Origin of the sequence: Sphingobium sp. RAC03, from assembly GCF_001713415.1 — a bacterium.
In the GTDB taxonomy this organism is placed as follows: domain Bacteria; phylum Pseudomonadota; class Alphaproteobacteria; order Sphingomonadales; family Sphingomonadaceae; genus Sphingobium.
The window spans coordinates 1,244,931-1,269,526 of the sequence record NZ_CP016456.1 but is presented as its reverse complement, the minus strand read 5'-3'; the positions used below and the strand labels follow the sequence as shown (position 1 = coordinate 1,269,526).

Annotated in this window: 19 protein-coding genes and 1 tRNA gene; 8 read left to right on the top strand and 12 right to left on the bottom strand. The window is 58.6% G+C overall.

Annotation, left to right across the window (positions count from 1 at the left end; translation table 11 throughout):
* Nucleotides 1–8: 8 nt before the first annotated feature.
* From BSY17_RS10650 to BSY17_RS21305, 5 genes are all read right to left on the bottom strand, one after another.
* Nucleotides 9–7,526: a calcium-binding protein gene (locus BSY17_RS10650; protein WP_069065500.1), complete on the bottom strand. Its 7,518-nt coding sequence runs from the start codon at nt 7,524–7,526 to the stop codon at nt 9–11.
* Nucleotides 7,527–7,769: 243 nt separating this feature from the next.
* The gene (paoC, locus tag BSY17_RS10645; protein ID WP_069065499.1) at nt 7,770–9,977 is read right to left on the bottom strand and encodes an aldehyde oxidoreductase molybdenum-binding subunit PaoC; all 2,208 of its coding nucleotides are present in this window, start codon (nt 9,975–9,977) and stop codon (nt 7,770–7,772) included.
* A complete protein-coding gene (locus tag BSY17_RS10640; RefSeq protein WP_069065498.1) occupies nt 9,974–10,930 on the bottom strand; it encodes an FAD binding domain-containing protein in 957 nt (318 codons plus the stop codon). Before BSY17_RS10640 ends, paoC begins: the two co-directional genes overlap by 4 nt.
* The gene (paoA, locus tag BSY17_RS10635; RefSeq protein WP_069065497.1) at nt 10,927–11,565 is read right to left on the bottom strand and encodes an aldehyde dehydrogenase iron-sulfur subunit PaoA; all 639 of its coding nucleotides are present in this window, start codon (nt 11,563–11,565) and stop codon (nt 10,927–10,929) included. Before paoA ends, BSY17_RS10640 begins: the two co-directional genes overlap by 4 nt.
* Nucleotides 11,566–11,594: 29 nt before the next feature.
* Nucleotides 11,595–11,828, bottom strand: a complete 234-nt coding sequence (locus tag BSY17_RS21305) for a hypothetical protein (RefSeq protein ID WP_150125775.1) — start codon at nt 11,826–11,828, stop codon at nt 11,595–11,597.
* Between the two features lie 88 nt (nt 11,829–11,916).
* On the opposite strand from BSY17_RS21305, the gene BSY17_RS10630 reads away from it, so the two are divergent.
* The 3 genes from BSY17_RS10630 to BSY17_RS10620 all read left to right on the top strand — a co-directional run bounded on the left by BSY17_RS10630 (nt 11,917) and on the right by BSY17_RS10620 (nt 14,850).
* Nucleotides 11,917–11,991 (top strand) — tRNA-Gly (locus BSY17_RS10630).
* A gap of 219 nt (nt 11,992–12,210) precedes the next feature.
* Nucleotides 12,211–13,563 carry a site-specific integrase gene (locus tag BSY17_RS10625; RefSeq protein ID WP_150125774.1) on the top strand — a complete coding sequence of 451 codons (1,353 nt, stop codon included), beginning with the start codon at nt 12,211–12,213 and terminating at the stop codon, nt 13,561–13,563.
* 153 nt (nt 13,564–13,716) lie between these two features.
* A complete protein-coding gene (locus BSY17_RS10620) occupies nt 13,717–14,850 on the top strand; it encodes a Fic family protein (protein WP_069066905.1) in 1,134 nt (377 codons plus the stop codon).
* A gap of 477 nt (nt 14,851–15,327) precedes the next feature.
* Here the strand turns inward: BSY17_RS10620 and tnpC are convergent, their stop codons facing one another.
* The 4 genes from tnpC to BSY17_RS10600 all read right to left on the bottom strand — a co-directional run bounded on the left by tnpC (nt 15,328) and on the right by BSY17_RS10600 (nt 18,379).
* On the bottom strand, nt 15,328–16,941 hold the full coding sequence (gene tnpC / locus BSY17_RS10615; protein WP_069064441.1) for an IS66 family transposase: 1,614 nt from the start codon (nt 16,939–16,941) through the stop codon (nt 15,328–15,330).
* 59 nt (nt 16,942–17,000) lie between these two features.
* The gene (tnpB, locus tag BSY17_RS10610) at nt 17,001–17,282 is read right to left on the bottom strand and encodes an IS66 family insertion sequence element accessory protein TnpB (protein WP_232015723.1); all 282 of its coding nucleotides are present in this window, start codon (nt 17,280–17,282) and stop codon (nt 17,001–17,003) included.
* A gap of 62 nt (nt 17,283–17,344) precedes the next feature.
* A complete protein-coding gene (gene tnpA / locus BSY17_RS10605; protein ID WP_069063898.1) occupies nt 17,345–17,674 on the bottom strand; it encodes an IS66-like element accessory protein TnpA in 330 nt (109 codons plus the stop codon).
* Nucleotides 17,675–17,836: 162 nt separating this feature from the next.
* A complete protein-coding gene (locus BSY17_RS10600; protein WP_069065495.1) occupies nt 17,837–18,379 on the bottom strand; it encodes a recombinase family protein in 543 nt (180 codons plus the stop codon).
* Between the two features lie 220 nt (nt 18,380–18,599).
* On the opposite strand from BSY17_RS10600, the gene BSY17_RS10595 reads away from it, so the two are divergent.
* A complete protein-coding gene (locus BSY17_RS10595; RefSeq protein ID WP_069065494.1) occupies nt 18,600–18,857 on the top strand; it encodes a hypothetical protein in 258 nt (85 codons plus the stop codon).
* A gap of 311 nt (nt 18,858–19,168) precedes the next feature.
* Here BSY17_RS10595 and BSY17_RS21300 read toward each other — a convergent pair whose 3' ends face one another.
* Entirely contained in the window at nt 19,169–19,393 is a 225-nt protein-coding gene (locus BSY17_RS21300) for a hypothetical protein (protein WP_150125770.1), read from the bottom strand.
* A gap of 549 nt (nt 19,394–19,942) precedes the next feature.
* Between BSY17_RS21300 and BSY17_RS10590 the strand changes: the two genes are divergently transcribed.
* Nucleotides 19,943–20,557, top strand: a complete 615-nt coding sequence (locus tag BSY17_RS10590) for a hypothetical protein (protein ID WP_171899224.1) — start codon at nt 19,943–19,945, stop codon at nt 20,555–20,557.
* Between the two features lie 53 nt (nt 20,558–20,610).
* Here the strand turns inward: BSY17_RS10590 and BSY17_RS10585 are convergent, their stop codons facing one another.
* Both BSY17_RS10585 and BSY17_RS10580 read right to left on the bottom strand, forming a co-directional pair.
* Nucleotides 20,611–21,102: a hypothetical protein gene (locus BSY17_RS10585; RefSeq protein WP_069065492.1), complete on the bottom strand. Its 492-nt coding sequence runs from the start codon at nt 21,100–21,102 to the stop codon at nt 20,611–20,613.
* The gene (locus BSY17_RS10580) at nt 21,102–22,055 is read right to left on the bottom strand and encodes a hypothetical protein (RefSeq protein ID WP_069065491.1); all 954 of its coding nucleotides are present in this window, start codon (nt 22,053–22,055) and stop codon (nt 21,102–21,104) included. The genes BSY17_RS10585 and BSY17_RS10580 overlap by 1 nt, the downstream gene beginning before the upstream one ends.
* A 79-nt stretch (nt 22,056–22,134) precedes the next feature.
* On the opposite strand from BSY17_RS10580, the gene BSY17_RS10575 reads away from it, so the two are divergent.
* From BSY17_RS10575 to BSY17_RS10565, 3 genes are all read left to right on the top strand, one after another.
* Nucleotides 22,135–22,407, top strand: coding sequence for a hypothetical protein (locus BSY17_RS10575; RefSeq protein ID WP_069065490.1), 273 nt, complete (start codon nt 22,135–22,137; stop codon nt 22,405–22,407).
* Between the two features lie 275 nt (nt 22,408–22,682).
* Nucleotides 22,683–23,816 carry a three-Cys-motif partner protein TcmP gene (locus tag BSY17_RS10570; RefSeq protein ID WP_069065489.1) on the top strand — a complete coding sequence of 378 codons (1,134 nt, stop codon included), beginning with the start codon at nt 22,683–22,685 and terminating at the stop codon, nt 23,814–23,816.
* Nucleotides 23,816–24,580 carry a DUF5131 family protein gene (locus BSY17_RS10565; protein WP_069065488.1) on the top strand — a complete coding sequence of 255 codons (765 nt, stop codon included), beginning with the start codon at nt 23,816–23,818 and terminating at the stop codon, nt 24,578–24,580. Before BSY17_RS10570 ends, BSY17_RS10565 begins: the two co-directional genes overlap by 1 nt.
* Nucleotides 24,581–24,596 lie beyond the last annotated feature (16 nt).

Sequence of the window (24,596 nt, the reverse complement as noted above, 5' to 3'; positions counted from 1 at the left end):
GTACCGCGTCAACCGATCACGAAATCTGCATTGGTCAACGCCAACCCGGCAGCCAATTGCGCGAACAGCACCGACCCGCCCACCGCATTGCCATTGGCATCATAATAGAGGTTGCCGGTAGCATTATCATACATGATCCGGTCACTGGCATCGAGCGCAACCGCGCCGAGACGGAAAGCGCCCGCCGCGAGTTGGCCGGCTGCTCCCGCCGCCGAAAATATCGATGAGGCCAATGAAATCACATCGTCCGTCACATTGAAATCAGTAATAATATCGACATTGCCGGCACCAAGCGCCGTATCGAATACGAACATATCTTGGCCTGCGCCACCGGTCAGCACGTCGTTCCCGCCGTTGCCTTCAAGACGATCATTGCCGCCGCCGCCGCTTAGGGCATTATTGCCACTATTTCCATTTATAGCATTGTCAACGCTATTGCCTGTGCCACCGATATTGGCAATGCCGGTCAGGTTCAGTGTTTCCACAAAAGTACCGGCCAGAGTATAGCTGACTGAGGCATTAATAACATCGGTTCCGCCAATATTGGTTTCGATTACGACATCGCCGATATTATCAACGATATAGACATCATCTCCCAATCCTCCCGTCATCGTGTCAGCGCCAGCGCCGCCATTTAGCAAATTATTTCCGCCATTGCCCGTAAGGATGTTTGCCAGATTATTCCCGACCGCATTGATATTTCCAGTCCCCGTCAACCTCAGATTCTCAACATAGATACCTGCAAGACTGAAATCGACGGATGCGTCGATGCGATCGGCACCGCCTCCATTAAATTCGACGATGATGTCACCAGCGTTGTCCACGACATAGACGTCATTCCCATCGCCTCCCGTCATGATGTCGGCACCTATGCCGCCATTTATGACGTCATGCCCGGCAGTGCCCGTAATGGTGTTGGCTAGGGCATTGCCGTTCAGGGTTTGGCCAGTCGATCCCGTCGCTGTGAGCGTTTCGACATGATCGGCCAAGATGTAATTCGTGAGCGCCGTGCGCACTTCGTCATTGCCCTCTCCACCAAGCTCAATCACTTCTTCACTGACATGGTCAACGACATAAATATCATTGCCTTTGCCGCCGATCATTACATCAGCACCAATACCGCCATTGAGGGTATCGTTGCCATCGCCCCCGGTCATACGGTTGGCCACGGCGTTGCCAATCAGGGTCTGGCCATTGTTAGTGGTCGCAGTCAGCTTCTCGACATTTACACCTAAAGTATAGGTGGAAAGACCGGTTCTGACTTCATCAGTCCCGGAATTAGTTGCTTCCGTGACAATGTCACCAGCATGATCAACGATATAAATATCGTTACCTATGCCACCGACCATCGTGTCAATGCCGGATCCCCCGTCGAGAGTATCGTTGCCGGCACCGCCATTGAGGATGTCGTTCCCTGTCCCGCCGCTCAACACATTATTATTGCCATTGCCAATCAACGTATTGGCCAGGCTATTGCCGCTACCGTTAATGGCTGCTGTGCCCGTAAGGGCCAAGCTTTCGACATAAATGCCCACCAGGGAATAGCTCACCGATGCATTGACGGTATCATTACCGCCATTGTTAGCCTCGACGATCGTGTCGCCCGCATCATTGACATAATAGAGATCGTCACCTGCGCCGCCGATCATCATGTCGGCACCGCCGCCGCCATTGAGGATGTCGGCGCTGCCCGTACCCGTGATCCGATTGGCGAGGCTATTGCCAATCAGTGTTTGCCCTGCGCTGCGTATGCCGGTCAGATTTTCGACATGCGCACCCAATGTATAGGACGCCAGGTTGGTGCGCACCTCGTCAACGCCTTCATCGGCCGCTTCGTTGACCATGTCATTGACGCTCGTGACGATATAGATGTCGTTGCCGAGGCCGCCTGCCATATCATCCGCACCGACACCACCATCTATGGTGTCGTTCCCTTCGCCGCCCAGGATGATGTCGTTGCCGTCACCACCGTCGATACTATCGTCGCCAGCGTCCCCATAGAGGCGATCATCGTCGGCTCCACCTGACAGGCTGTCGTTGCCCGCGCCGCCGAAAATCTGGTCAAGGCCAGCGCCGCCAAACAGGCTGTCATTCCCGGCACCACCGAAGATCTGGTCATCGCCTGCATCGCCTTGGACAGTGTCGGCCCCGTCGGCACCATCCAGCCGATCCTCGCCGTCTCCGCCTGCCAAGCTGTCATTGCCGCCGCCACCGAGCAATATATTATTGGCGGACGATCCACTCAGCACGTCATTATAGGCAGACCCCGTGATATTCTCGAAATTGGTGACCGTATCCGTCCCGGCTCCTCCGGTGGCCTGCGCACCTGTGAGCGCGAGAGAGAGTGTGACCCCGGCCGTAGCACTGGTGTAGCGCAACGTATCGACGCCATCGCGGCCATCCATGAGGTCGTTCCCAGCACCGCCCTCAATGACGTTGTCCGTGCTATTCCCGGTCAGCACGTCGTTGAATGCGGAGCCGATAATACCCTCGACACTGGAAAGCGTATCCGTGCCGATATTGCCGCCAAGCGCGAATATGCTGTTGGCGGACAAATCAATGGTCAGTGCGACATTACTGCCGACATAGCTGGCGATATCATAGCCGCTGCCACCGTCCAGCATGTCATTGCCTTCGCCGCCGAGCAACAGATCATCGCCTTCGCCGCCGTAGAGCCAATCAGCGCCTGCTCCGCCAATCAGGGTGTCTGCACCACCGTCTCCATAAACCGTATCGTTTCCGTCACCGCCATCGAGGCTGTCATCGCCCAGACCGCCGAAGATCTGGTCATTGTCCGCGCCACCAAAGACCTGGTCGTTGCCATCCTGTGCATAGAGCGTATCGGCACCGAACTCGCCATGCAGTTGGTCGCTGCCTGTTCCACCATAAATGGTGTCGGCATCATCGCCACCATGGACGATGTCATTGCCATCGTCACCATAGATGGTGTCGGTCCCGGCGCCGCTGATTATAGCATCATCACCAGCGCCGCCGACGATATAGTCATTGCCTTGACCACCAGAGATGGTGTCGTTGCCATTGCCGCCATGCAGTTCGTCGTTACCACCATTGCCGACAATCAGGTCGTCGCCATCGACACCATAATAGATATTGGCTTCGTCCGTGTCGATAAACTCATTCGCCTGCGGCGTGCCGACGATCCGGCGGAAGGGGTTATCGACGAAGTCCGTCAGTTGGATGTCGGCGATGGTGCCGGGTGCGAACTCGACCACATAGTCAGAGCCGCTCAACGTCAGGTCGCGGTCGCTATCGATGATCAGCACCGTCTTCGCGCTGCCGCCTGCGCCAACCCGGCTCCACCACACCTGGACAAAGCCCGTGCCAAGGTCCGCCCCCGGCAAGGGCGCGCCATCATAATAGAGCGCCGACGACAATTCGCCCCGGAACACCAGCGGCACATTGGTGTAGCCATAGGTACCGTTGATATAGGGATCGAACTCCAGCTTCAGCTTGTCGCCCTCGACCCGGCTGAAATCGGTAATGACATGGGGTGCCGCCAAACTGCCAGGCGCATTGCCCGCAGCTCCAAGGCGAAACACATCAGCGCCCGTGCCACCCGTGGCTGTATCCCGTGCATTGACTTCTGTGCCGACATAGACTGCATCATCACCTGCACCACCGTTGACGATATTGATGCCGCCGTCGCCGCGTACGGCGTCATTGCCTGCGCCACCCTGGACTGTGTCATTGCCATCGCTACCGCGAACGTCATCATTGCCATCACCGCCATCGAGCGTATCGGCGCCTGCAAAACCCACAATATAATCGGCACCAGCGCCGCCACTGACACCATCATTGCCCTCGCCACCATAGAGCGTGTCGTTGCCCGCGCCGCCGGTCAGCTGGTCATTGCCGATGCCACCGTCCAGATAGCTACCCGACGTGCCTGCGGTCATCACATCGTCGCCAGCCTCGCCATACAGCGAGTCAGACCCCGCACCGCCCGACATCACATCGTCGCCAGCGCCCCCATAGAGCGTGTCGTTGCCTGCATCCCCGTACAGCGTGTCATTCCCAGCATCGCCGTACAGCGTGTCACTGTCGTTGCCGCCGTAGAGGCTATCGGCATCGTCCCCGCCATAGAGAATGTCATTGCCGTCTTCGCCATGAAGCGTGTCGATGCCTGCGCCACCGGCGATCGTATCGCTGCCGCCATCGCCCCACAGGCTATCATTGCCCAGCAGCCCATAGATGAAATTATTGCTGGCATCGCCATGATGGCTGTCGTCCCCGGCCGTCCCGGCATAGGTGCGGAAGGGATTATCGACGAAGTCCGTCAGTTGGATGTCGGCGATGGTGCCGGGTGCGAACTCGACCACATAGTCCGAGCCGCTCAGCGTCAGGTCGCGGTCGCTGTCGATGATCAGCACTGTCTTTGCGCTGCCGCCTGTGCCAACCCGGCTCCACCACACCTGGACAAAGCCCGTGCCAAGGTCCGCCCCCGGCAAGGGCGCGCCATCATAATAGAGCGCCGACGACAATTCGCCCCGGAACACCAGCGGCACATTGGTGTAGCCATAGGTACCGTTGATATAGGGATCGAACTCCAGCTTCAGCTTGTCGCCCTCGACCCGGCTGAAATCGGTAATGACATGGGGTGCCGCCAAACTGCCAGGCGCATTGCCCGCAGCTCCAAGGCGAAACACATCAGCGCCCGTGCCACCCGTGGCTGTATCCCGTGCATTGACTTCTGTGCCGACATAGACTGCATCATCACCTGCACCACCGTTGACGATATTGATGCCGCCGTCGCCGCGTACGGCGTCATTGCCTGCGCCACCCTGGACTGTGTCATTGCCATCGCTACCGCGAACGTCATCATTGCCATCACCGCCATCGAGCGTATCGGCGCCTGCAAAACCCACAATATAATCGGCACCAGCGCCGCCACTGACACCATCATTGCCCTCGCCACCATAGAGCGTGTCGTTGCCCGCGCCGCCGGTCAGCTGGTCATTGCCGATGCCACCGTCCAGATAGCTACCCGACGTGCCTGCGGTCATCACATCGTCGCCAGCCTCGCCATACAGCGAGTCAGACCCCGCACCGCCCGACATCACATCGTCGCCAGCGCCCCCATAGAGCGTGTCGTTGCCTGCATCCCCGTACAGCGTGTCATTCCCAGCATCGCCGTACAGCGTGTCACTGTCGTTGCCGCCGTAGAGGCTATCGGCATCGTCCCCGCCATAGAGAATGTCATTGCCGTCTTCGCCATGAAGCGTGTCGATGCCTGCGCCACCGGCGATCGTATCGCTGCCGCCATCGCCCCACAGGCTATCATTGCCCAGCAGCCCATAGATGAAATTATTGCTGGCATCGCCATGATGGCTGTCGTCCCCGGCCGTCCCGGCATAGGTGCGGAAGGGATTATCGACGAAGTCCGTCAGTTGGATGTCGGCGATGGTGCCGGGTGCGAACTCGACCACATAGTCCGAGCCGCTCAGCGTCAGGTCGCGGTCGCTGTCGATGATCAGCACTGTCTTTGCGCTGCCGCCTGTGCCAACCCGGCTCCACCACACCTGGACAAAGCCCGTGCCAAGGTCCGCCCCCGGCAAAGGCGCGCCATCATAATAGAGCGCCGACGACAATTCGCCCCGGAACACCAGCGGCACATTGGTGTAGCCATAGGTACCGTTGATATAGGGATCGAACTCCAGCTTCAGCTTGTCGCCCTCGACCCGGCTGAAATCGGTAATGACATGGGGTGCCGCCAAACTGCCAGGCGCATTGCCCGCAGCTCCAAGGCGAAACACATCAGCGCCCGTGCCACCCGTGGCTGTATCCCGTGCATTGACTTCTGTGCCGACATAGACTGCATCATCACCTGCACCACCGTTGACGATATTGATGCCGCCGTCGCCGCGTACGGCGTCATTGCCTGCGCCACCCTGGACTGTGTCATTGCCATCGCTACCGCGAACGTCATCATTGCCATCACCGCCATCGAGCGTATCGGCGCCTGCAAAACCCACAATATAATCGGCACCAGCGCCGCCACTGACACCATCATTGCCCTCGCCACCATAGAGCGTGTCGTTGCCCGCGCCGCCGGTCAGCTGGTCATTGCCGATGCCACCGTCCAGATAGCTACCCGACGTGCCTGCGGTCATCACATCGTCGCCAGCCTCGCCATACAGCGAGTCAGACCCCGCACCGCCCGACATCACATCGTCGCCAGCGCCCCCATAGAGCGTGTCGTTGCCTGCATCCCCGTACAGCGTGTCATTCCCAGCATCGCCGTACAGCGTGTCACTGTCGTTGCCGCCCCGTAGCACGTCGGCACCATCGCCCCCGTAGAGCGTGTCGTTTCCGTCCCCGCCCCGCATCGTGTCATTGCCGCCAAGGCCATAAGCGATAATGTTTCCGGCGCTTGCCAGGAGCGAGTCCCCGCCGACAGTTCCGCGCCAGATCGGGAAGCTGTCGGTGAAATCCTCCTGCGTCAGCGATGTGATGCCGTTGATATAGGTGTAGATATCGAGTTCGGAAAACTGACCGTTGTCATCGACATCGACCCATAGTTCGACACGATTGTTGACGGTATCATGCTTCCACGACACGTCCGCAAAGCCATCGCCGACCAGTTCGGCGGGCAACTGCACGCCCGACGCGCCACCGCCAATGACGAAGGTGAAGTTGATCGGAGTCGCGTTGAACGCGATGCCCCGGCCATAGGCGTAGGAAGGCAGGTCGATCTTGTCGCCGCCGGCCACGCCAGCGCCTTCGAAATCGGTAATGGTATCGATGGTGGAAGGCGAGGAATCCGAACGCGGCGTGTTGTAGGTCAGCGTGAAGATATCATTGCCTGCCCCGCCGGTCAGCATGTCCCCATCCAGGCCACCGATGATCTGGTCGTTGCCAGCGCCACCGACCAGCATATCCTGGCCCAGCCCCCCGTTGATCACATCATCGCCGCTGCCGCCGGTAATGATATCATCGCCTGCGCCGCCAGTAATGATCATGGCATTGGTGGCGGCCGTTGCATTCAAGTGCAGGAAATCGGTCTGCAGTTGTGATCCCGCGTCGATCCATCGCACGTCAGTCATGGCATGCAATGTCAGACGCACCTGCCCCGAACCGATCGAAAAACGCTCGACCCCGCGCACCGTATCAGCGTCGAAGAGGATGGAATTGGCGTAGATGCCCGATATCGACAATATGTCGACGTCACTGCCGGTACCGCCATTGATGCGGTCGGCGGTATTCAGCGATGACCCTATAACGATATAGTCGGCGCCATTGCCCCCATCGACAATGTCGTTGCCGACACCAGTGATGATCTCATCATTACCATCGCCGCCGTTCAATATGTCGTTGCCGACGCCGCCGTCGATCAGATCATCGCCGCTATCGCCGTTGATCGTGTCATTGCCATCCTCACCATAGAGGGAATCATCGCCCAAGCCGCCGGAAATGACATCATCGCCGCCGCCGCCGTAAATTTCATCAGGGTCGATTGTGCCAGTGAGCGTATTCGGCAGATTGTCGCCAATAATAGTCGCCATCATTCCCTCCTGCACCTCGATCGAGCAATGTTGCCGTCGAGTTAACCCCATCTATAAAAACGGAGTGGGGATAGCGCAGGAAAAGACCAAAACTATAGCATGGATTGGACATAATCAATGTGTTGGCGGGGCTTCCCACGCACAGCGCGACTGCCACCGGCTTCCGCAAGCCAATGACAGAACAGAAAAATCATGCCTCTCCCTAGTCGAGGGAAGATCACATCTTCTCCTCGATGCGCAGACTGATCAGGCCGCCCGCGCCTTGAGCAATTTATCGATCGTCAGGGGATAGTCGCGGATGCGGATGCCGGTCGCGTTGTAGATGGCGTTCGCCACCGCTGCGCCTGCGCCGCAAATACCCAATTCGCCAACGCCCTTGGCCTTCATCGGCGAGCTTTTGTCGTCCAACTCTTCGATGAACAGCACATCCTGTTCGGGGATGTCGGCATGAACTGGCACCAGATATTCGGCCATGTCGTGATTGACGAAGAAACCGAAGCGGGTGTCGACGTCCAGCGCCTCCATCAGCGCCGATCCCGCCCCCATGGTCATCGCGCCGATGACCTGGCTGCGCGCGGATTTGGGGTTGAGGATGCGCCCGGCCGCGAACGCGCCGCCCATGCGGCGGATACGCACTTCGGCCGTATCGATATCGACGCCGACCTCGCAGAAATGCGCGCCGAAGGTCGCCTGCGCATAGCGTTTGTCGAGATCGCCGAATTCGATGCTGTCCTCGGCCCACACACCTTCACGCCCGGCGAGCGCCGCCAGCGTCTGGGACTTGTTCTCGTGGCGGATGAGGCCCTCCTCGAACTCGGCCTGATCAACCGGATAGCCCGCCTTCTCCGCCAATTTCGCGCGCAACGCCATGGCGGCGGCATAGACGCCCGCCGTAGAGCTGTTAGCCCCCCATTGTCCGCCCGAACCCGCCGAAACGGGAAAGCGGCTGTCGCCCAACCGGACGGTGACGGCCTCGATCGGCACGCCCATCATCTCCGCCGCCGTCTGGGCTATGATGGTATAGCTGCCGGTGCCGATGTCGGTCATGTCGGTTTCGACGATCACCTGCCCCTTGGCATCGACGCCGATCCGCGCGCCCGATTTGCCGACCAGATTATTGCGGAACGCCGAGGCGACGCCCATGCCGACCATCCAGCGCCCATCGCGCACCTGGCCCGGCTTTGCCTGCCGCTTGTTCCAGCCGAAACGTTCGGCCCCGGCGCGCATGCACTCCACCAGCTTGCGGCTGGAGAAGGGCCGCTGCGTGCCTGCTTCAGGATCATATTGCACATCGTTGCGGATGCGCAGTTCGACCGGATCGACACCGCAGGCTTCGGCCAGTTCGTCCATCGCGACCTCCAGCGCGAGCAGGCCGACCGCTTCGCCCGGCGCGCGCATCGCGTTGCCTTCTGGCAGGTTGAGCGTCGCCAGCCGGTGCGCCGTCATCCGATTGGCACCGCGATAGAGCAGCCGCGTCTGCTGCGCCGCCGTTTCCGGCCCGCCACCGGGCAGGTCGCCCGACCAGACTTCATGGCCGATCGCGTCGATCACGCCATCCTTGTCCGCGCCGATGCGGATGCGCTGGATCGTCGCCGGGCGATGGGTGGTGTTGTTGGGGATCTGGTGCCGCGCGAGCGCCACCTTGACCGGACGTCCGACCTGCCTTGCCCCCAACGCCGCCAGCAGCGCATCGGCGCGCAAGAACAGCTTGGCCCCGAAGCCGCCGCCGATATAGGGCGACACCAGCCGGACATTCGCCTTAGGGATGCCCAATGTCTTGGCAACATCGCCCACGGTCCATGCGATCATCTGGTTGGACGTCCACAGCGTCAGCTTGTCGCCATTCCACGCCGCGGTGGAGGCATGTGGCTCCAGCATTGCGTGGCTATGGTCGGGGGTGGAGTAATTCTGATCGACCTTGACCGCCGCCTTGGCGAACGCGCCGTCGAAATCGCCGACCGCCGTATCGGGTGACCCGCCAAAGCCGCCTTCGGGTGGCTTGACGGCATTGGCCCGCTCGGCGGTCAGGTCGAACTTCCCGCCTTCGCTGGTGTAGTCAATCCGTACCAGCTTGGCCGCGTCGCGCGCATTTTCGAAAGTGTCGGCGATGACCAGCGCAACCGCCTGGTCATAATGGTCGATCTGCGGCCCACCCAGCAGAGGTGCGGTATTCATGCTGCCCTTGCCGAGTTTTCCGGCATTGGCGTGCGTGACGATGCCCAGAACGCCGGGCGCGGCTTCGGCCGCGCGCAGGTCCATGGCGGCGATGCGCCCCTTGGCAATGCCCGACCCGATCATCCAGCCATAGGCGGCATTGGGCGCGGCGTCGTGCCGTTCATAGGCATAGGGAGCGGCGCCGGTCACCTTCGCGGCGCCATCGATCCGGTCATGGGCCTTGCCCACGACCCGGCCCTTGTCGATCGGGTTCAACCCGGCGGGCGTATCGAACTTCATGCCCGTGCCTCCTTCTGCCGATAGAGCGACGTCAGCGTCTGTTCGACCAGCTTTTTCTTGAAATCATTATGATGCGTCGTGCGTGCGCCCGCCAGCGCGGCCTCCGCCACAGCCTTAGCGCCGGACCCGGCCGCTGCATCCGCATCAACCGTACGCCAAGGCTTTGCGCCAATGCCGCCAAAGGCAAAGCGCGACGCGCCATTCTTGCCGAACACCGCCGCCACCGACACCAGCGCGAAAGCATAGGAGGACCGATCGCGCACCTTGCGATAGACATGGGTGCCGCCGATCGGCTTGGGCAGGGTGACCGATGTGATGATCTCCCCGGCTTTCAGCGCCGTTTCGACATGGGGCGTATCGCCGGGCAGCAAGTGGAAGTCCGCGATCGGGATCGACCGGGCTGCGCCATCCGCGCCGACCGTATCCACCGTCGCGTCCAGCAGCCGCATCGCCACCGCCATGTCGCTCGGATGCTGGGCGATGCAGGCATCACTTACGCCCAATATCGCCAGGTTGCGGCTCATGCCCTGCAATGCGCCGCAGCCGCTGCCCGGCTTGCGCTTGTTGCAGGGCATACGCGTGTCATAGAAATAGGGGCAGCGGGTGCGTTGCAGCAGGTTGCCCGCCGTGGTCGCCTTGTTGCGCAACTGCCCCGATGCGCCCGACAGCAAGGCGCGGCTCAGCACGCCATAATCGCGCCGCACCACCTTGTCGGCGGCCAGATCGGTATTGCGCACCAGCGCTCCGATGCGCAGCCCGCCATCGGCGGTCTTCTCTATCTGATCGAGCTTCAGAGGATTGACGTCGATCAGATGCGTGGGCGTCTCGATCTGAAGTTTCATCAGGTCGAGCAGGTTGGTGCCGCCGGCAATGAAGCGTGCGCCCTGCGTCGAAGCGGCCATTTTCGCCGCCTCCTGCGCGCTGGTCGCGCGGCTATAGGTAAAGGGCTTCATGCCTTGGCTCCCCCAGCGACGTCGTTCATGGCGGCGATGATGTTGGGATAGGCGGCGCAGCGGCAGATATTGCCGCTCATCCGCTCGCGCAGTTCGGCATCGGTCAGCGCCACCTTGTCCAAATCGTCGGTGACATGGCTGGGGATACCCGCCTCGATTTCTTCCAGCACGGCGACGGCGGAGCAAATCTGGCCCGGCGTGCAATAGCCGCATTGATAGCCGTCATGCGTGATGAAGGCGCGCTGCATCGGGTGCAGCTTGTCGGGTGTGCCCAGCCCTTCGATCGTCGTGATCGCCTCGCCATCATGCATGACCGCGAGCGTCAGGCAGCTGTTGATGCGTCGCCCTTCGACGATGACCGTGCAGGCGCCGCACTGGCCATGGTCGCACCCTTTCTTGGTGCCGGTTAGGTGCAGATGCTCGCGCAGCGCGTCGAGCAGGCTGGTGCGCGGATCGAGCTGCAAATGCGCTTCGCGGCCGTTGACGGTCAATTCCACCGGGATCATCGGGATTCCTTCGCGAGAGGAAGCGGCGGCGGGCTGTGCCGCCTGCGCGCTGGAAAGAAATGGCGTCGCCGCTGCAATGGTTGTTCCACCGCGCAACATGCCCCGGCGGGTGATCTGGTCGGACGGCATGGCGGTCCCCTTTCTTCTGCTATCGGCTGTCATACGAAGGGCGGCAGCAAATGATCCCTGCCGATGCAGGAAATATGATCGACAAGGCGCGGCAGCGCAAGCGCACCTATTGCCAGGGCGGCAGGACCGGCGCGATAGCCGGACAGCGAGTCGGACAATGGTTTGACATTTTTGCGCTGGGTGCGCGGAGCGGCCGAGGGCGCTGAACGAGGTAAAAGTGGCGGAAAACCAAGCTTTTCCGCACTTGCAGCAAGGAATTTCATATTTGTGCAATTCTCCCCTTGCCGATCCTCAAAAGCGCTGCTAGTTCCCCGCCACCCGCCGAGAGGGACACATCCTCCGGCCGCCAGAGCGGGCGTAGCTCAGGGGTAGAGCACAACCTTGCCAAGGTTGGGGTCGAGGGTTCGAATCCCTTCGCCCGCTCCAGTTTTCCCAAAAACCACGGAAAACTGCGGACCATCGTCACCCAGACGATCCCCTCCGCATGATGTCTACACAAAGCGTCTACACAATGATGCCGGGATAACCGCATCAACTCTACGGAATCCAACGAAAAATCGGCGAAATGGCGTCTACACAAAGCGTCTACACAATCGGCCGGTTGGACTATTTCCGAAGCGTGGTGTTTTCCACTATCGTCGACGGGTGCCTATTGATCTGCTGGTCGCCTTGGGTCGGCGTGAAATCTGGCGATCGCTCGATACCGACAGCTATGCAACAGCGCTTCGGCGGGTTCACCGAATAGCGGCGGATGTTGAAGCCTATTTTGAGGAAGCCCGGAATACGCTGGGGCATGATGTGGATACAGTGTTGCTGACGGCTGGTGAGCGAGGAGTTTCCAAGTGCCAACCGATCGCGCCGGAAAATCCGATATTACATTCAAATAATCCGGCACAGCCAGTCGCGAGGACTATCACCGAGGTCTACGACCGGTATCTCGCTGACCCGCGCCATAATTGGAGTAAGCGAACCGCCATCGCTCATGCGACGACACGCAGGTGGGTTCTCGAAGCCTTTGGCACGGAGGTTCTTTTGAATGAAATCACCCGAGAAGGATGCCGTGATTTTGTTGAGCTTCTCCGGAATATGCCGAAACATGCGGACAAGCGATTTTCTGATATGTCGTTACGGGACGCTGTTGCGGCCGCGCAGGCCAGAGGCGAGCAGCGCGTCATCAATACGGCCAATGTAAATGCATATCTCAACCGGTTCGGCGGGGTCATGAACTGGGCGATCAATGAAGGGTATATTGATCGCAACCCCCTCAAGGGCTTGAAGCTGCCTGACCCGGTTAGGAAACGTGACAAGCGCCACCCCTTCTCGACGGAACAGCTACGGCGTATCTTCGGCGCGCCACTTTTCACCGGCTGCAAGGACGATGAGAACGGATATGCTGTTCCCGGCGATCGCCGTCCACGACGAGCGCGGTTTTGGGTGCCTCTGATTGGGCTGTTTCACGGCTTGCGAATGAACGAGATTTGCCAGCTTGAAGTCAGCGATATCCAGAAGATCGATGGGCTTATGTGCTTCAGGATCGCGTCCGGTGTCAGCGATACAGGCCAGATGAAACGCGTGAAGACGGCAGCCAGTGAACGTTTAGTCCCGATCCATAACGAGTTGATCAACTTTGGATTTCTCGCATTCGCTGAATCTCAGCGGTTATGTGGTGAAAGCTGCCTATTCCCGGAACTCCCCCTTGGTCATCTGGGCTATCGCTCCACCAGTCTCTCGAAATGGTTTTCTCGCTTTCTTGTGAGCGCAGACGCAACTGCTCCCCTCACTTGTTTTCACTCTTTCCGGCACTGCTTCCGTGATGCTCTTCGGGAAGCCAAGGTCGATCGCGATCTCGCGCTGATCCTCGGAGGCTGGACGACGGATGGAAGGGGAACCAACGTGGCGGACCATTACGGTAGTGGATATAAGGTGACGGCCCTCGCCGAGGCGCTTAACGCTGTGCGATTCCCAACACTTGACCTATCTCACCTGCATGCCTCATGAGACGACGTGCAGATATTCCTCTCGGTTCGTCACAGGCTCAAGCCCTGTGGCAGAAAATGTGCACGCCGAGCATGTATCTCCGAGGATGTGTGCCGCTTTCCTAAGTTCGCTTCGTTCGATATGCTCTTCGGGCAAAGCTGCGGGGGAGGTCGCTTGAAGTTCGAAAATTTTCGTGCCGGTAAATGGCAGAGCCGATATCGGTATAAGAGCTTCGAGCCGGTTCCAATCAATGTTGAATGGACGTGGGAAGACGCTGCGATCAACACGTTGCTGGAAGAGGCCAATCGTGCGTTGGGAGAACTCAATGCGTTTTCGCTGATCGTGCCCGATATCGATCTCTTCATTCAGATGCACATTGTCAAAGAAGCCCAGACGTCGAGCCGAATTGAAGGCACGCAGACGGGTATCGATGAAGCGCTTTTGCCCGAGGATCAAATTCAACCGGAGAAGCGCGATGATTGGCACGAAGTTCGCAACTATATTGCCGCCGTTAATGCGGCGACGGCGGAATTGGACCGTCTTCCTCTGTCCAATCGCTTGTTGCGCGATACCCATGCCATTCTGATGCAGGGTGTGCGCGGGGAGAATAAAGGGCCGGGCGAGTTTCGCGTCAGTCAAAACTGGATTGGCGGTTCGAGCCTGACCGATGCGGTCTTTATACCGCCACATCAGGATGGCGTTGCCGACTTGATGAGTGATCTGGAGAAGTTCTGGCATAATGAGGATGTGCAGGTTCCACACCTCATCCGCGTCGCGATCAGCCATTACCAGTTTGAGACCATTCACCCGTTTCAGGATGGAAATGGTCGCATTGGTCGTTTGCTTATACCATTGTATCTGATCAGCAGCGGGTTGCTGGCAAAGCCATCGCTCTATCTATCGGACTTTTTTGAGCGAAATCGTGCGAGTTACTACGATGCGTTAATGCGTGTGCGCATGTCCAATGACATCATCCACTGGGTGCGCTTTTTCCTGCGGGGGGTGGCTTTGACAGCGGCAAAAGGGCGGGATGTCTTCCGACAGATACTCGCCTTGAGAACCGAAGTGGAAAGTGCGATCCTTGGACTCGGCAAACGAACGCCCAATGCACGTGAAACATTAAACTTGCTCTATCGGCAGCCAATTGTGTCAGCGGGAGAGATTGAGCGAGCGATTGGGGTTAGCACGCCTACCGCAAACGCTTTGATCCGAGATTTTGAGAAACTTGGCATTCTCAAGGAAATAACCGGCCAGATTCGGGGACGAGTCTATTCGTTCGATCGTTACCTTGGCCTTTTCCTTAGTTAAGGGAAATCGAATTTCCTTTCCTTGATCGTCGATGAGGTTAAGGCAGGCTATGGTTGGATAAGACGCTTTGTGTAGACGCCATTTCGCCGATTTTTCGTTGGATTCCGTAGAGTTGATGCGGTTATCCCGGCATCATTGTGTAGACGCTTTGTGTAGACATCATGCGGAGGGGATCGTCTGGGTGACGATGGTCCGCAGTTTTCCGTGGTTTTTGGGAAAACTGGAGCGGGCGAAGGGACCGCATCCGCCGGGTTTACGTGGCCAGCGTCCACCAGCATCATTTCTACCCTATCGTCGCCCTGCTTCCCGTCGATCTCCGGCATGATGTCCGCCACGCTCTCCTCCTGATCATCGGCAGAAGCATTAGGGTCTAACGCTGGTGGGAGGTCGGAGCGTGTATCGGTCATGCTGGTCTCGATGATAATATCAGAAGGTCGATCGACGATCGTGGGGTAAGCATTCGGTGAAGGCCGCGGATCAGGCGGCTTCGCGTTGATATTCGGCGGCTCGCCAATTCCATGGCAGCAGTTCTTGGAGACGGTTCTGGGGGATGTCGGCGATGCGGCTGAGCACATCGGCTAGCCAAGCCTGGGGATCTATATCGTTGAGCTTCGCCGTGCCAATGAGGCTCAGCATGAAGGCGGTGCGCTGACCGCCGCGGTCTGACCCAGCGAAGAGCCATGATTTTCTTCCAAGGGCAATGCCTCTGAGCGCCCGTTCCGCCGCATTGTTCGTCAGGCAGATGCGGCCATCGTCGAGGAAGGCGGTAAATGCAGGCCATGCCTTGAGCATATAATCCATAGCCTCGGCCACATCGCTGTTCTTCGATAGCTTTGACCGGTTGTCGCGCATCCATTCTTCCATATCGGCAACCAGAGGTGCGCTGAGTTCCTGTCGAAGGGTGTGGCGCTCCTGTACCGGTCTGCCGTTGATGGCGCGCTCAATGTCGAAGATCACATCGATGCGGCGGACCGCCTCCACTGCCAACGGCGAGATGACGGCCTTTTTGCGGCGCTTCTTGAGCTGCGCGGCGATATCGGCCAGCTCGAAGAAATAACGGCGCGCGTGGCTCCAGCAAAGGGCGCGGGTCAGCGGCGCCGGCAGGCGGTCGCCATGGAACAGGGCATTATAGCCAGCATAGGCATCAGCCTGAAGAATGCCTCTCCAACCGCGCAGATGGCCCACAGGATGCTCGCCCCGCCGGTCCCGGGAATAATGGAAGATCGCTGCGGGCGGTGCCGGTCCGCCAAAAGGTCGATCATCCCGAACATAGGTCCAGATCCGGCCCGTATCGGTCTTGGTCTTGGCCAGCACTGGCACCGTTGTATCGTCGCCATGCAATCGCTCGGCAGCAAGGACGTGGGCTTCGATCAGCAGATAGAGCGGCATCAGCGCGGCGGTGCAGGTGCCGACCTGATCGGCCAGAGTGGAAAGGCTCAGGTCGACGCCTTCCCAGGCGTAGCGATCACGCTGGCGGTTAAGCGGTTGATGCGCACCGAACTTCTCGAAGAGCAGCATCGCCAGGAAGCTGGGGCCAAATAGCCCGCGGGGCGTGACGTGGAAAGGCGCCGGCGGTTGGGTGATCTTCTCACAATCCCGGCAGGAGAACTTCTCCCGCACGGTCTGGACCACCTTCCACTGGCGCGGCACGACCTCAAGTGTCTCGGTGATATCCTCACCCAGCTTGCACAGCCGATCCGAGCCGCAGCAGGGGCAGGCATCGGGCGCGGCGATGACGACGCGTTCGCGTGGAAGATGTTCGGGCAAGGGCTTGCGGGCGGGCCGCTTGCGCTCGAACGGTGCGACGTTGGTCTTCGCCGCTGCCAGGGCAGCCAGAAGCTCATCTTCGCTGGCAGCGGTCTCGCACTCCTCGAAGGTCAGTTCCATCTGGTCGAGCAGATGGCGCGTGCGCTCGGAGCGCTGGCCAAAAAGAGTGCGGCGCATCTTCTCGTTCTGCAGTTCGAGAAGGGCGTTACGGGCTTCCAGGTCGGCGTTGATGGCTTTGATGCGGGCCACTTCAGCGGCGACCGCCTGGGCTGCGGCGAGCTGCGCGCGAAGGCTATGGATCTCTGCTTGCGCCGCGTCACCCATGCCCAAAGGCATAGCAGAAAAACACCGGAATCTCTAGCTTTTTAGCTCTCCGACATTGATTATCCGGCCAGGGTCGGCCGCCAGGTCGCTTGCGGATTACGCCAGTCGATCGCCTCCAGCATGCAAGCCAACTGGGAGGCGGAGATGGCAATCACCCCGTCTACAGCCGATGGCCAGATATACTTCCCGCGCTCCAGGCGCTTGGCATAGAGCGACATGCCAATGCCATCATGCCACAGGATTTTGCACAGGTCGCCACGGCGCCCTCGGAAGACATAAAGATCACCGGCATGGGGATCACGCCTGAAGCTCTGCTGTATCTGCAGGGCCAGGGATCGCATGCCCTTCCTCATATCGGTATGCCCGGTCGCGATCCATATCCGGACGCCGGAGGGAACTGGGATCACGGCTTGATCGACCGGAGCACTGCCGACACCAACCCAGGTGATGCGCCAGCGGGGATGCGTACGATCGCCCGCTCGAACTCCACGATGATCGACGATCCGCTCACCGGCGCTGGATCGGGCTGCACCTGCACCTCTGCAAAGCTCTGCGCTGCCTGCCCCATCTGCCGTCGCCATCTGTAGATCTGGTTCGGCCGTAGATCAGCACGGCGGGCAATCTCCGCCACGTTCGCCCCGGGCGCCGAAACAGCCGCGACCAACTCACGCTTCTGTTGGTCGGTCCATACTCGCCGCCGCTCCGGGCCTGAAATTACCGTGATCTGACTCATCGCACCGTCCCTAGTACTGGTGCAAACACCAGCGCTTGCACCGGTGCCATCTCGAAATATCAGCCGATCACCGCAAGGCGGCCCTCACCGGAGCGATACATCGTGGGTGATGATCGTGGCGATGAAGTGTGGGGATGTCAGCGGGGTCCCGAAGGACGCCGATCAGGCCGCCAGAGCGCGGTAGACCGACGCGCGGCCGATACCCATGGTCTTTGCGATCGCAGCGGCTCCCATGCCACCTGCCTTGAGTTCCTTGATCTTGGTGGGATCGATGCTGGCGGGACGGCCGCGATACTTTCCTGCAGCCTGCGCCTTGCGGACCCCTTCCATTTGCCGTTCGCGCCGGATGTCGTTTTCAAAGGCGGCTACAGCGCCGAGCATGGCGAGCATCAGGCGTCCAGTGCTGGTGTCGGTATCGACGCCGGGCTGGTTCAGGCACCTGAAGCTCACCGCCTTGGCTGTCAGGGTCTCGATGATCCGGTGAAGGTCCGCGACACTCCTCGCAAGACGATCGAGGCGGGTCACGATCAGGGTGTCGCCTTCCCGCGCGAAGGATATGGCCAGCGCCAGTTGCTCGCGATCGGTGGTCGATCGGCCCGATACCTTTTCCGAGAAGACCTTCTCCGCCCCGGCGGCCGCCAATGCCTCATGCTGGATATCCAGCGACTGGGATGTCGAACTGACGCGGGCATATCCGATGATCATGGGGCCTCCTGTCTCGTTTGATCCTAGACCTTCACCATCGGTGGGGTCTCAAAATGCAATTCGGGTCTATTGATATGGGGATCGTGTGGGGTTGGGATATCCCGAGTGATTTTACCCATCGGAGACAGATTCTCACTTCCGTAGAATCGACGCAAGCACTTCTGTTACTTCGATATTTCGTCGGATTGATGATATTGTGTAGGCTTTGGATGGAGAATGTATGGAACATGATCTGCACGACCTGCGGATGGGTGATCTGGTCCTGCGGGAGATGGATAATCGCGGTCAGACCGAACGGCATATCGGCGAGGTCCTTTCGATCCGGGCACGCATTCAATATCTCGACATCGGCTACCAATGGCGGGAGTGGTGGGATGTCACCACGGCGTCGCTTCATCCATTCCGACCGATGTCGAAGCCCAACTATCGTTTGCGAAAGGCGAAGGTCGATCAAATCGACCGGCTTCGGCTGCGATGACCGGGGCGAAAGTTTTGATCGGGTTTTCATCGGCTTGACGAGGACGGGACGACCGCGCCGGAGAAAGCCTTCAAAACCAAGATATTCCGCACCGCCTTGGTCTTGATCGGGTTTTGATCTTCCACGGCTTCGCATCTGCTGTCGTTGGGCGCGCACCAGCAGCATCACCGGCTTCATGCCCCGTTCCTCAACCGACCGAATATGGAACGGGCAAATCGACATCAACGAAGTCACGCTAAACGGTGGCTTTGAGGGAAGCTTTGCAGGTGGGTTTTTGGAATGTGGAATGGGACTAGCAATCTGGTCATCGATCATCCCCACAGCATCATCACCAAGGACCACTCCTGCGCCGTCGGCATGGTCACCGACATGATGCGGCGCGATCGTTGATCGATATCGTCGGCGGACATCGTCGACGGCGATCGGTGATCAAAATCGCGGACAGGAATGTCTGTCATCCTGTGCATGGTCACCTCTGTCATCGTCGAGAACTGCCGCAGATGATCCAGTCCATGGCCGGAGTGCCAGTTGACCACCGGGCGGGCCCCCGCCGGGGACGCTGAGCTTTGCTGGGACGGAGATAGTGCCCCTTGCTCTATATATTATAAGGTAAGGGCACTAATTTTGCCCGGATCGCGCCAGCGAGACGGTGTCACTCCGGATCGCGTTGATGCGTGCATGCGACCGTCCGGGAAATCGATCCGGGCGCGTGTGTAGCCCGGAAAAATCTGATACATCCGTGCATCTGATCTTGTAGGCATAGATGCCGATTCCAGCGCATCCAGTTGCGGCCATCGCGACAGCAATGTGGGTGACATCAATGTCGGAAAACCGCGCACATCCGTGTTTTGGCCGTGATCATGACGCCGAACATCATCCTGATGGGATCATCAACCGGCCCACGATCCGGAGCAAGGTCCGTGCTGTTAAAGTTACGAATAAAGTCAGGCAACGAAATTGGAGAAATGGCGGAAATCTGCGGGATAGAGGCTGTGGGCGATAGGGGCGCACGAGAATATTGCGATTGGAGACGGTGCGTCGGTAGCCTTGGGGCATGAGATATCACCCCCGAAGTGTAAATGATCGTGAACAATTATAATCAATCGCAAAACACGCAAGACGCATACAACGGCAAGCACACCGATTCCATGTTTGACAATACTCTTCGCGACGAAGAGATGGAACACATCGATCTGGACGAGGCGAGGTCGATAATGTTTTATGGAAGCAATTCCTACGATCGCCTGCCAACACTTATTGATATTTCGTCGCAGATGAATCCAGAGGAATGGTTTTCAGTTTTGGGCGAGATTTGGGAAGTCTGCGACAACGTCTCCTATCACGTCCCTGACCTCTGTTCGCTGACGCCATTCCTACAATTGGTGCGGACCCCACTGGCATGGCGAGACCACATGATGACGACCAACGAGCGTGTCGCCTTGGCGGATTTACCGGATCGCGTGACAATCTATCGTGGATGCTACAAGTGCAATATGGACGGCATGTCTTGGTCGCTTGATCAGCAAGTTGCTGCGGGATTTCCCAGCATGAACCGTTATCGCTCGAAAGGACAGCCGCTGTTGATCAAGGCTACGATCGCGCGCGACCGGATACTGGCGTTCAAAAACGGGCGGCAAGAGGCGGAGATCATTGCTTGGCTGCCAACTGTCGAGGCAATCAACTGTTTGCGAAAGCGGTGATGATCCGGTCGAACGGCGTAGGGCTGCGGCCCTGCGGGGTCGGTGGGTAACGACTACGTTCGCATGGCTGTCAAAGCAATCAATGATGTCGCTGTCACGCTTGCCTTCTTGGGTTCCTTGGTCAGGCGCATCCACGTTGCGCCGTCGACTCGATGGTATTCCAGCGCGGTGGCTGGACGCAGTTGCTCATCGATCCACCTGCGCAACGGGTCGAACAGATGATCAACCCAAAGCGCCTCGATAGAAGGAAAAAGGCGACAATCATTTGGTTCACAAAGGGAGCAAAACCATGCCGCTCCATCATTTACCGGCACCACATCCTCGTCGAATAGAAAGTCCCAACATTCCTTACCGAGCATGGCGGCAATGCTGATCCCGGAAGGGTGCACGTATCCCTGAAGTGCGCGCCCGCCGATCAAGAATGAGATGTCCACAGTATCCCGGTCGACACAAGGCTCGACTGCCACGAGTTCATGAAGACCAGCGGCGGCGAACCATGATGTGAAGGCCTCAGTGAACGGCCGCGCTCCTTTGATTGCGACCATCAAAGCCCCCAATCACCATGGAAGCGCCCCAACCGCCGCAGCGCTTCGACGGCTTTATCGCTTCGGTCCGGCCTGCGATCCGGGACTCCATGGCGGGCGGCAAACGCAAAGGCCGCACGGGAAATTCCAGCATCCACATCAAGATTGCGGTAGGTGTAGACTCCGTCCACGATCCACATTCCGTTCGTGCGATCAAAGCTGATCAAAACCTCTCGTCCTTCATGGTGAAGTTCGCCGAAGGCGTGGCCTCCTGACATCGCCGAGGAGAAGTATCCGCGCACGCAATTGCGATATTTTCTTGCGATTCTTGCCAATTCGAGGCCGGTCCTGATTGGCCTATATCCCTCGGCCGCCGGGATCGGCCCCGATGGGAAGGTCATTCGCATCGACCAGCGCTTGATCGCATCATTGATGTCGTCGGACTGATGCAACGCATCGACCAGTGCCGCACGATTGACACCGCGCCGGGACAGCAGATCGACCGACAAGGCGACATCGGTTGCGTGCTTGCGATCCTTGATCTTGGTAAGGATTCGGGAATCACAAAGATCAGCTGGGCAATCGGCGATGATCGCGAGCCGTTCTGGATCGAGCTTGGCGGACTGCCAGATCGCTTCGATGAGGTGGCGCGAGCCGCCAGACAGCAAATCGGACAGCTTCTGGTAATATGAGCGCTCATGAGGTTGAGGACCACTCCGACCCAACGCTGCCCGGAGACCGGGAGGCACCCGGCCAAATGCCCGATGGAGGATGGAGCGATTGTCAGCCCTCATCATGAAGGTAGCAATATGTTGATCGCTTCCATCAGTGTTGGCCATGGACAAAAATGCCGCGATGACCTGCCGCCGCTCTGCGCTAGCGCGAAAAACATATCCCGCAAAACCGGGTTGCACTTCGTCCAGCGAAACGATGCGACCCAGCATCCATCCCGTAATCGGAGCGATGGAATCCATGACAATATCTCCTTTTCATCGGATCATTTTGTCACGCGACTTCTCCTCGATTGGATTGAGACGAGGGCATAAATACCGGATGGAAAAAGAAAATTCACCAGAAAACTTCAGCACTTGGTCCTTTGGATATGGCGGGTGCGACGATGATTTATACTTCAATGATGACTGCGCGATCTCGATTTGGCAGGTGCTGACCGCTCCTGTGCATCTTGAAAGCGATGCCCGGCATCTGTCGGCAGATATGCGCGATCGCCTTGTGCGCCATCGCATCGCTCAAATGGAGCATGAGGGGCCACGTAACATCGCTCTGCTGCAATCCCTCGGTCAGATAAACGGATTTGAAAACGAATGACTAGCTAGAGGTGAACGGTGCCGCATAATTCCCTGCCGTCTACCACAGCTTGGCGGCGATGCTGTGCATTTGCTTCATTGCGTGATTCCGTAGATCATTCGCGTGGTCGGGATAACTGCATGCGCCTTTGCGCGTGAGATCGCGACGTTAATCAGGCGGTTGGGGGACATTGCTCCTTCTATGCATCAAGGGATTACAGCCTCGGCAGCGATCCCGAACATCGAGCTTTGTTCCCATTATGTTTTCGTGTAGTTCTGCGCTGAAAGCGAGGACCGATGGCACAAGCCTTCTTTGACGAACAGCGTGATCAGTCGCTGGTTAAGGCGGCAATCGTTGCGAAGTATTTCAATGCGTGGAGCCGCGTTATGATAGCGAATGCCGCGAAGGGCATTCCAATCAACCGGCTCGCCTACATCGATTTGTTTGCGGGACCGGGGCGCTACAAGGACGGATCAAAGTCCACACCGCTGATGGTGCTGGAGCGCGCGATAGCAGATGAGGCGCTTTCGCAACTGCTGGTGCCAATGTTTAATGACGCTGATCCGGATAATGTGGCATCGCTCAAGTCGTGCCTTGATGCGCTGCCCGGTCGAAATCGCCTCAAGAACGAGCCTTTGATCCTCTGCTCCGAAGTTGGCCGCGACGCTGAGGCGATGTTCACGAAGGCTCAGGGATGCCCAACCTTTTCGTTCATCGACCCCTTCGGGTATAAGGGGCTTTCACGCGGCATCATCCAGTCTGTCATTAAAAATTGGGGTTGTGATTGCGTCTTCTTTTTCAATTACAGTCGGATCAATGCGGGCATCAACAACGATGCCGTTCGGCATCACATGGATGCCCTGTTTGGGTCCGCTCGAATTTCTCGCATGCGAGAGGCACTGGTAAACCGGCCTCCGCACGAGCGGGAGGTGTTCGTCTTGGAGGAACTGGCTGAAGCGCTGAAAGAGCTTGGCGCGACATACATGCTGCCCTTCCGATTCCGGCGTCCAGACGGAAGCCGAACATCGCATGCCCTTGTGTTCGTCACCAAAAATCTGCTCGGCTACGGAATAATGAAGAGCATCATGGCTGGCGAAAGTTCGACCGAGGATCAGGGCGTCCCGTCGTTCGAGTATTCACCAGCGGATGAACGATGCCCTTTGCTTTTTTCGTTAAACCGCCCCCTTGATACACTTGCTGACGACCTGCTCACGCGGTTTGCGGGGCGCACTCTGCCCATGAAGGCAGTTTTCGAAGGGCATCATGTCGGCACGCCCTTTATCGAGAGGAACTACAAATCCGTCCTCGGACAGATGGAGGGGCAAGGCCGTATCGCTGCCAACCCGCCTGCGAGCCAGCGCCCGATGCGCAAGGGGGAACGCACCTTCTCTGATAAGACGATCGTCACCTTCCCGACGCTGGTGGCGTAGTGGGCAGTTCCTCCTCAATTGAATGGACGGACGCGACATGGAATCCGGTTGCTGGATGTAATGTTCTCACTGCCGGATGCACCAACTGCTATGCCATGAGAATGGCAGCACGCCTTGAGTTGATGGGCCAAGACAAATACGCCGGGACAACCCGTCTCTCCGGGAAGCGCCGAGTATGGACCGGGAAGGTGGTTCTTGATCGAAAGGCTCTTTCGGCCCCGCACGGGTGGCGCAAAGGGCGTCGGGTCTTTGTGAATAGCATGTCGGACCTGTTTCATGACGCCGTCCCTCTGGATTTCATCCAAGATGTTTTTGCGGTGATGCGCGAGACCCCACGGCACATCTATCAAATTTTGACCAAACGCGCGGACCGCCTGCTGGAGCTTTCTCCGTCGTTGGAATGGAGCAAAAACATCTGGATGGGGGTCAGCGTAGAAAACGAGGACGTGTTGTGGCGTGTTGATCGTCTGCGAGAAACCGGCGCGCAGACGAAATTCCTATCCTGCGAGCCATTACTCGGGCCGCTGTCTGCATTGAATCCCGATGGGATTGATTGGGTGATAGCCGGTGGAGAGAGCGGCCCCGGCGCTCGTCCCATGGACGCGATATGGGTTCGGGAGATTCGAGACATCTGTCTCGACAAGGAGGTGGCCTTCCACTTCAAACAATGGGGAGGTCCAGTGAAATCCAAAACCGGACGGGTGCTGGACGGCCGGACATGGGATGACATGCCCTCTCCGGCGCGGGTGGAGGCCAATCTATGAAAGCCGATTATCGCCG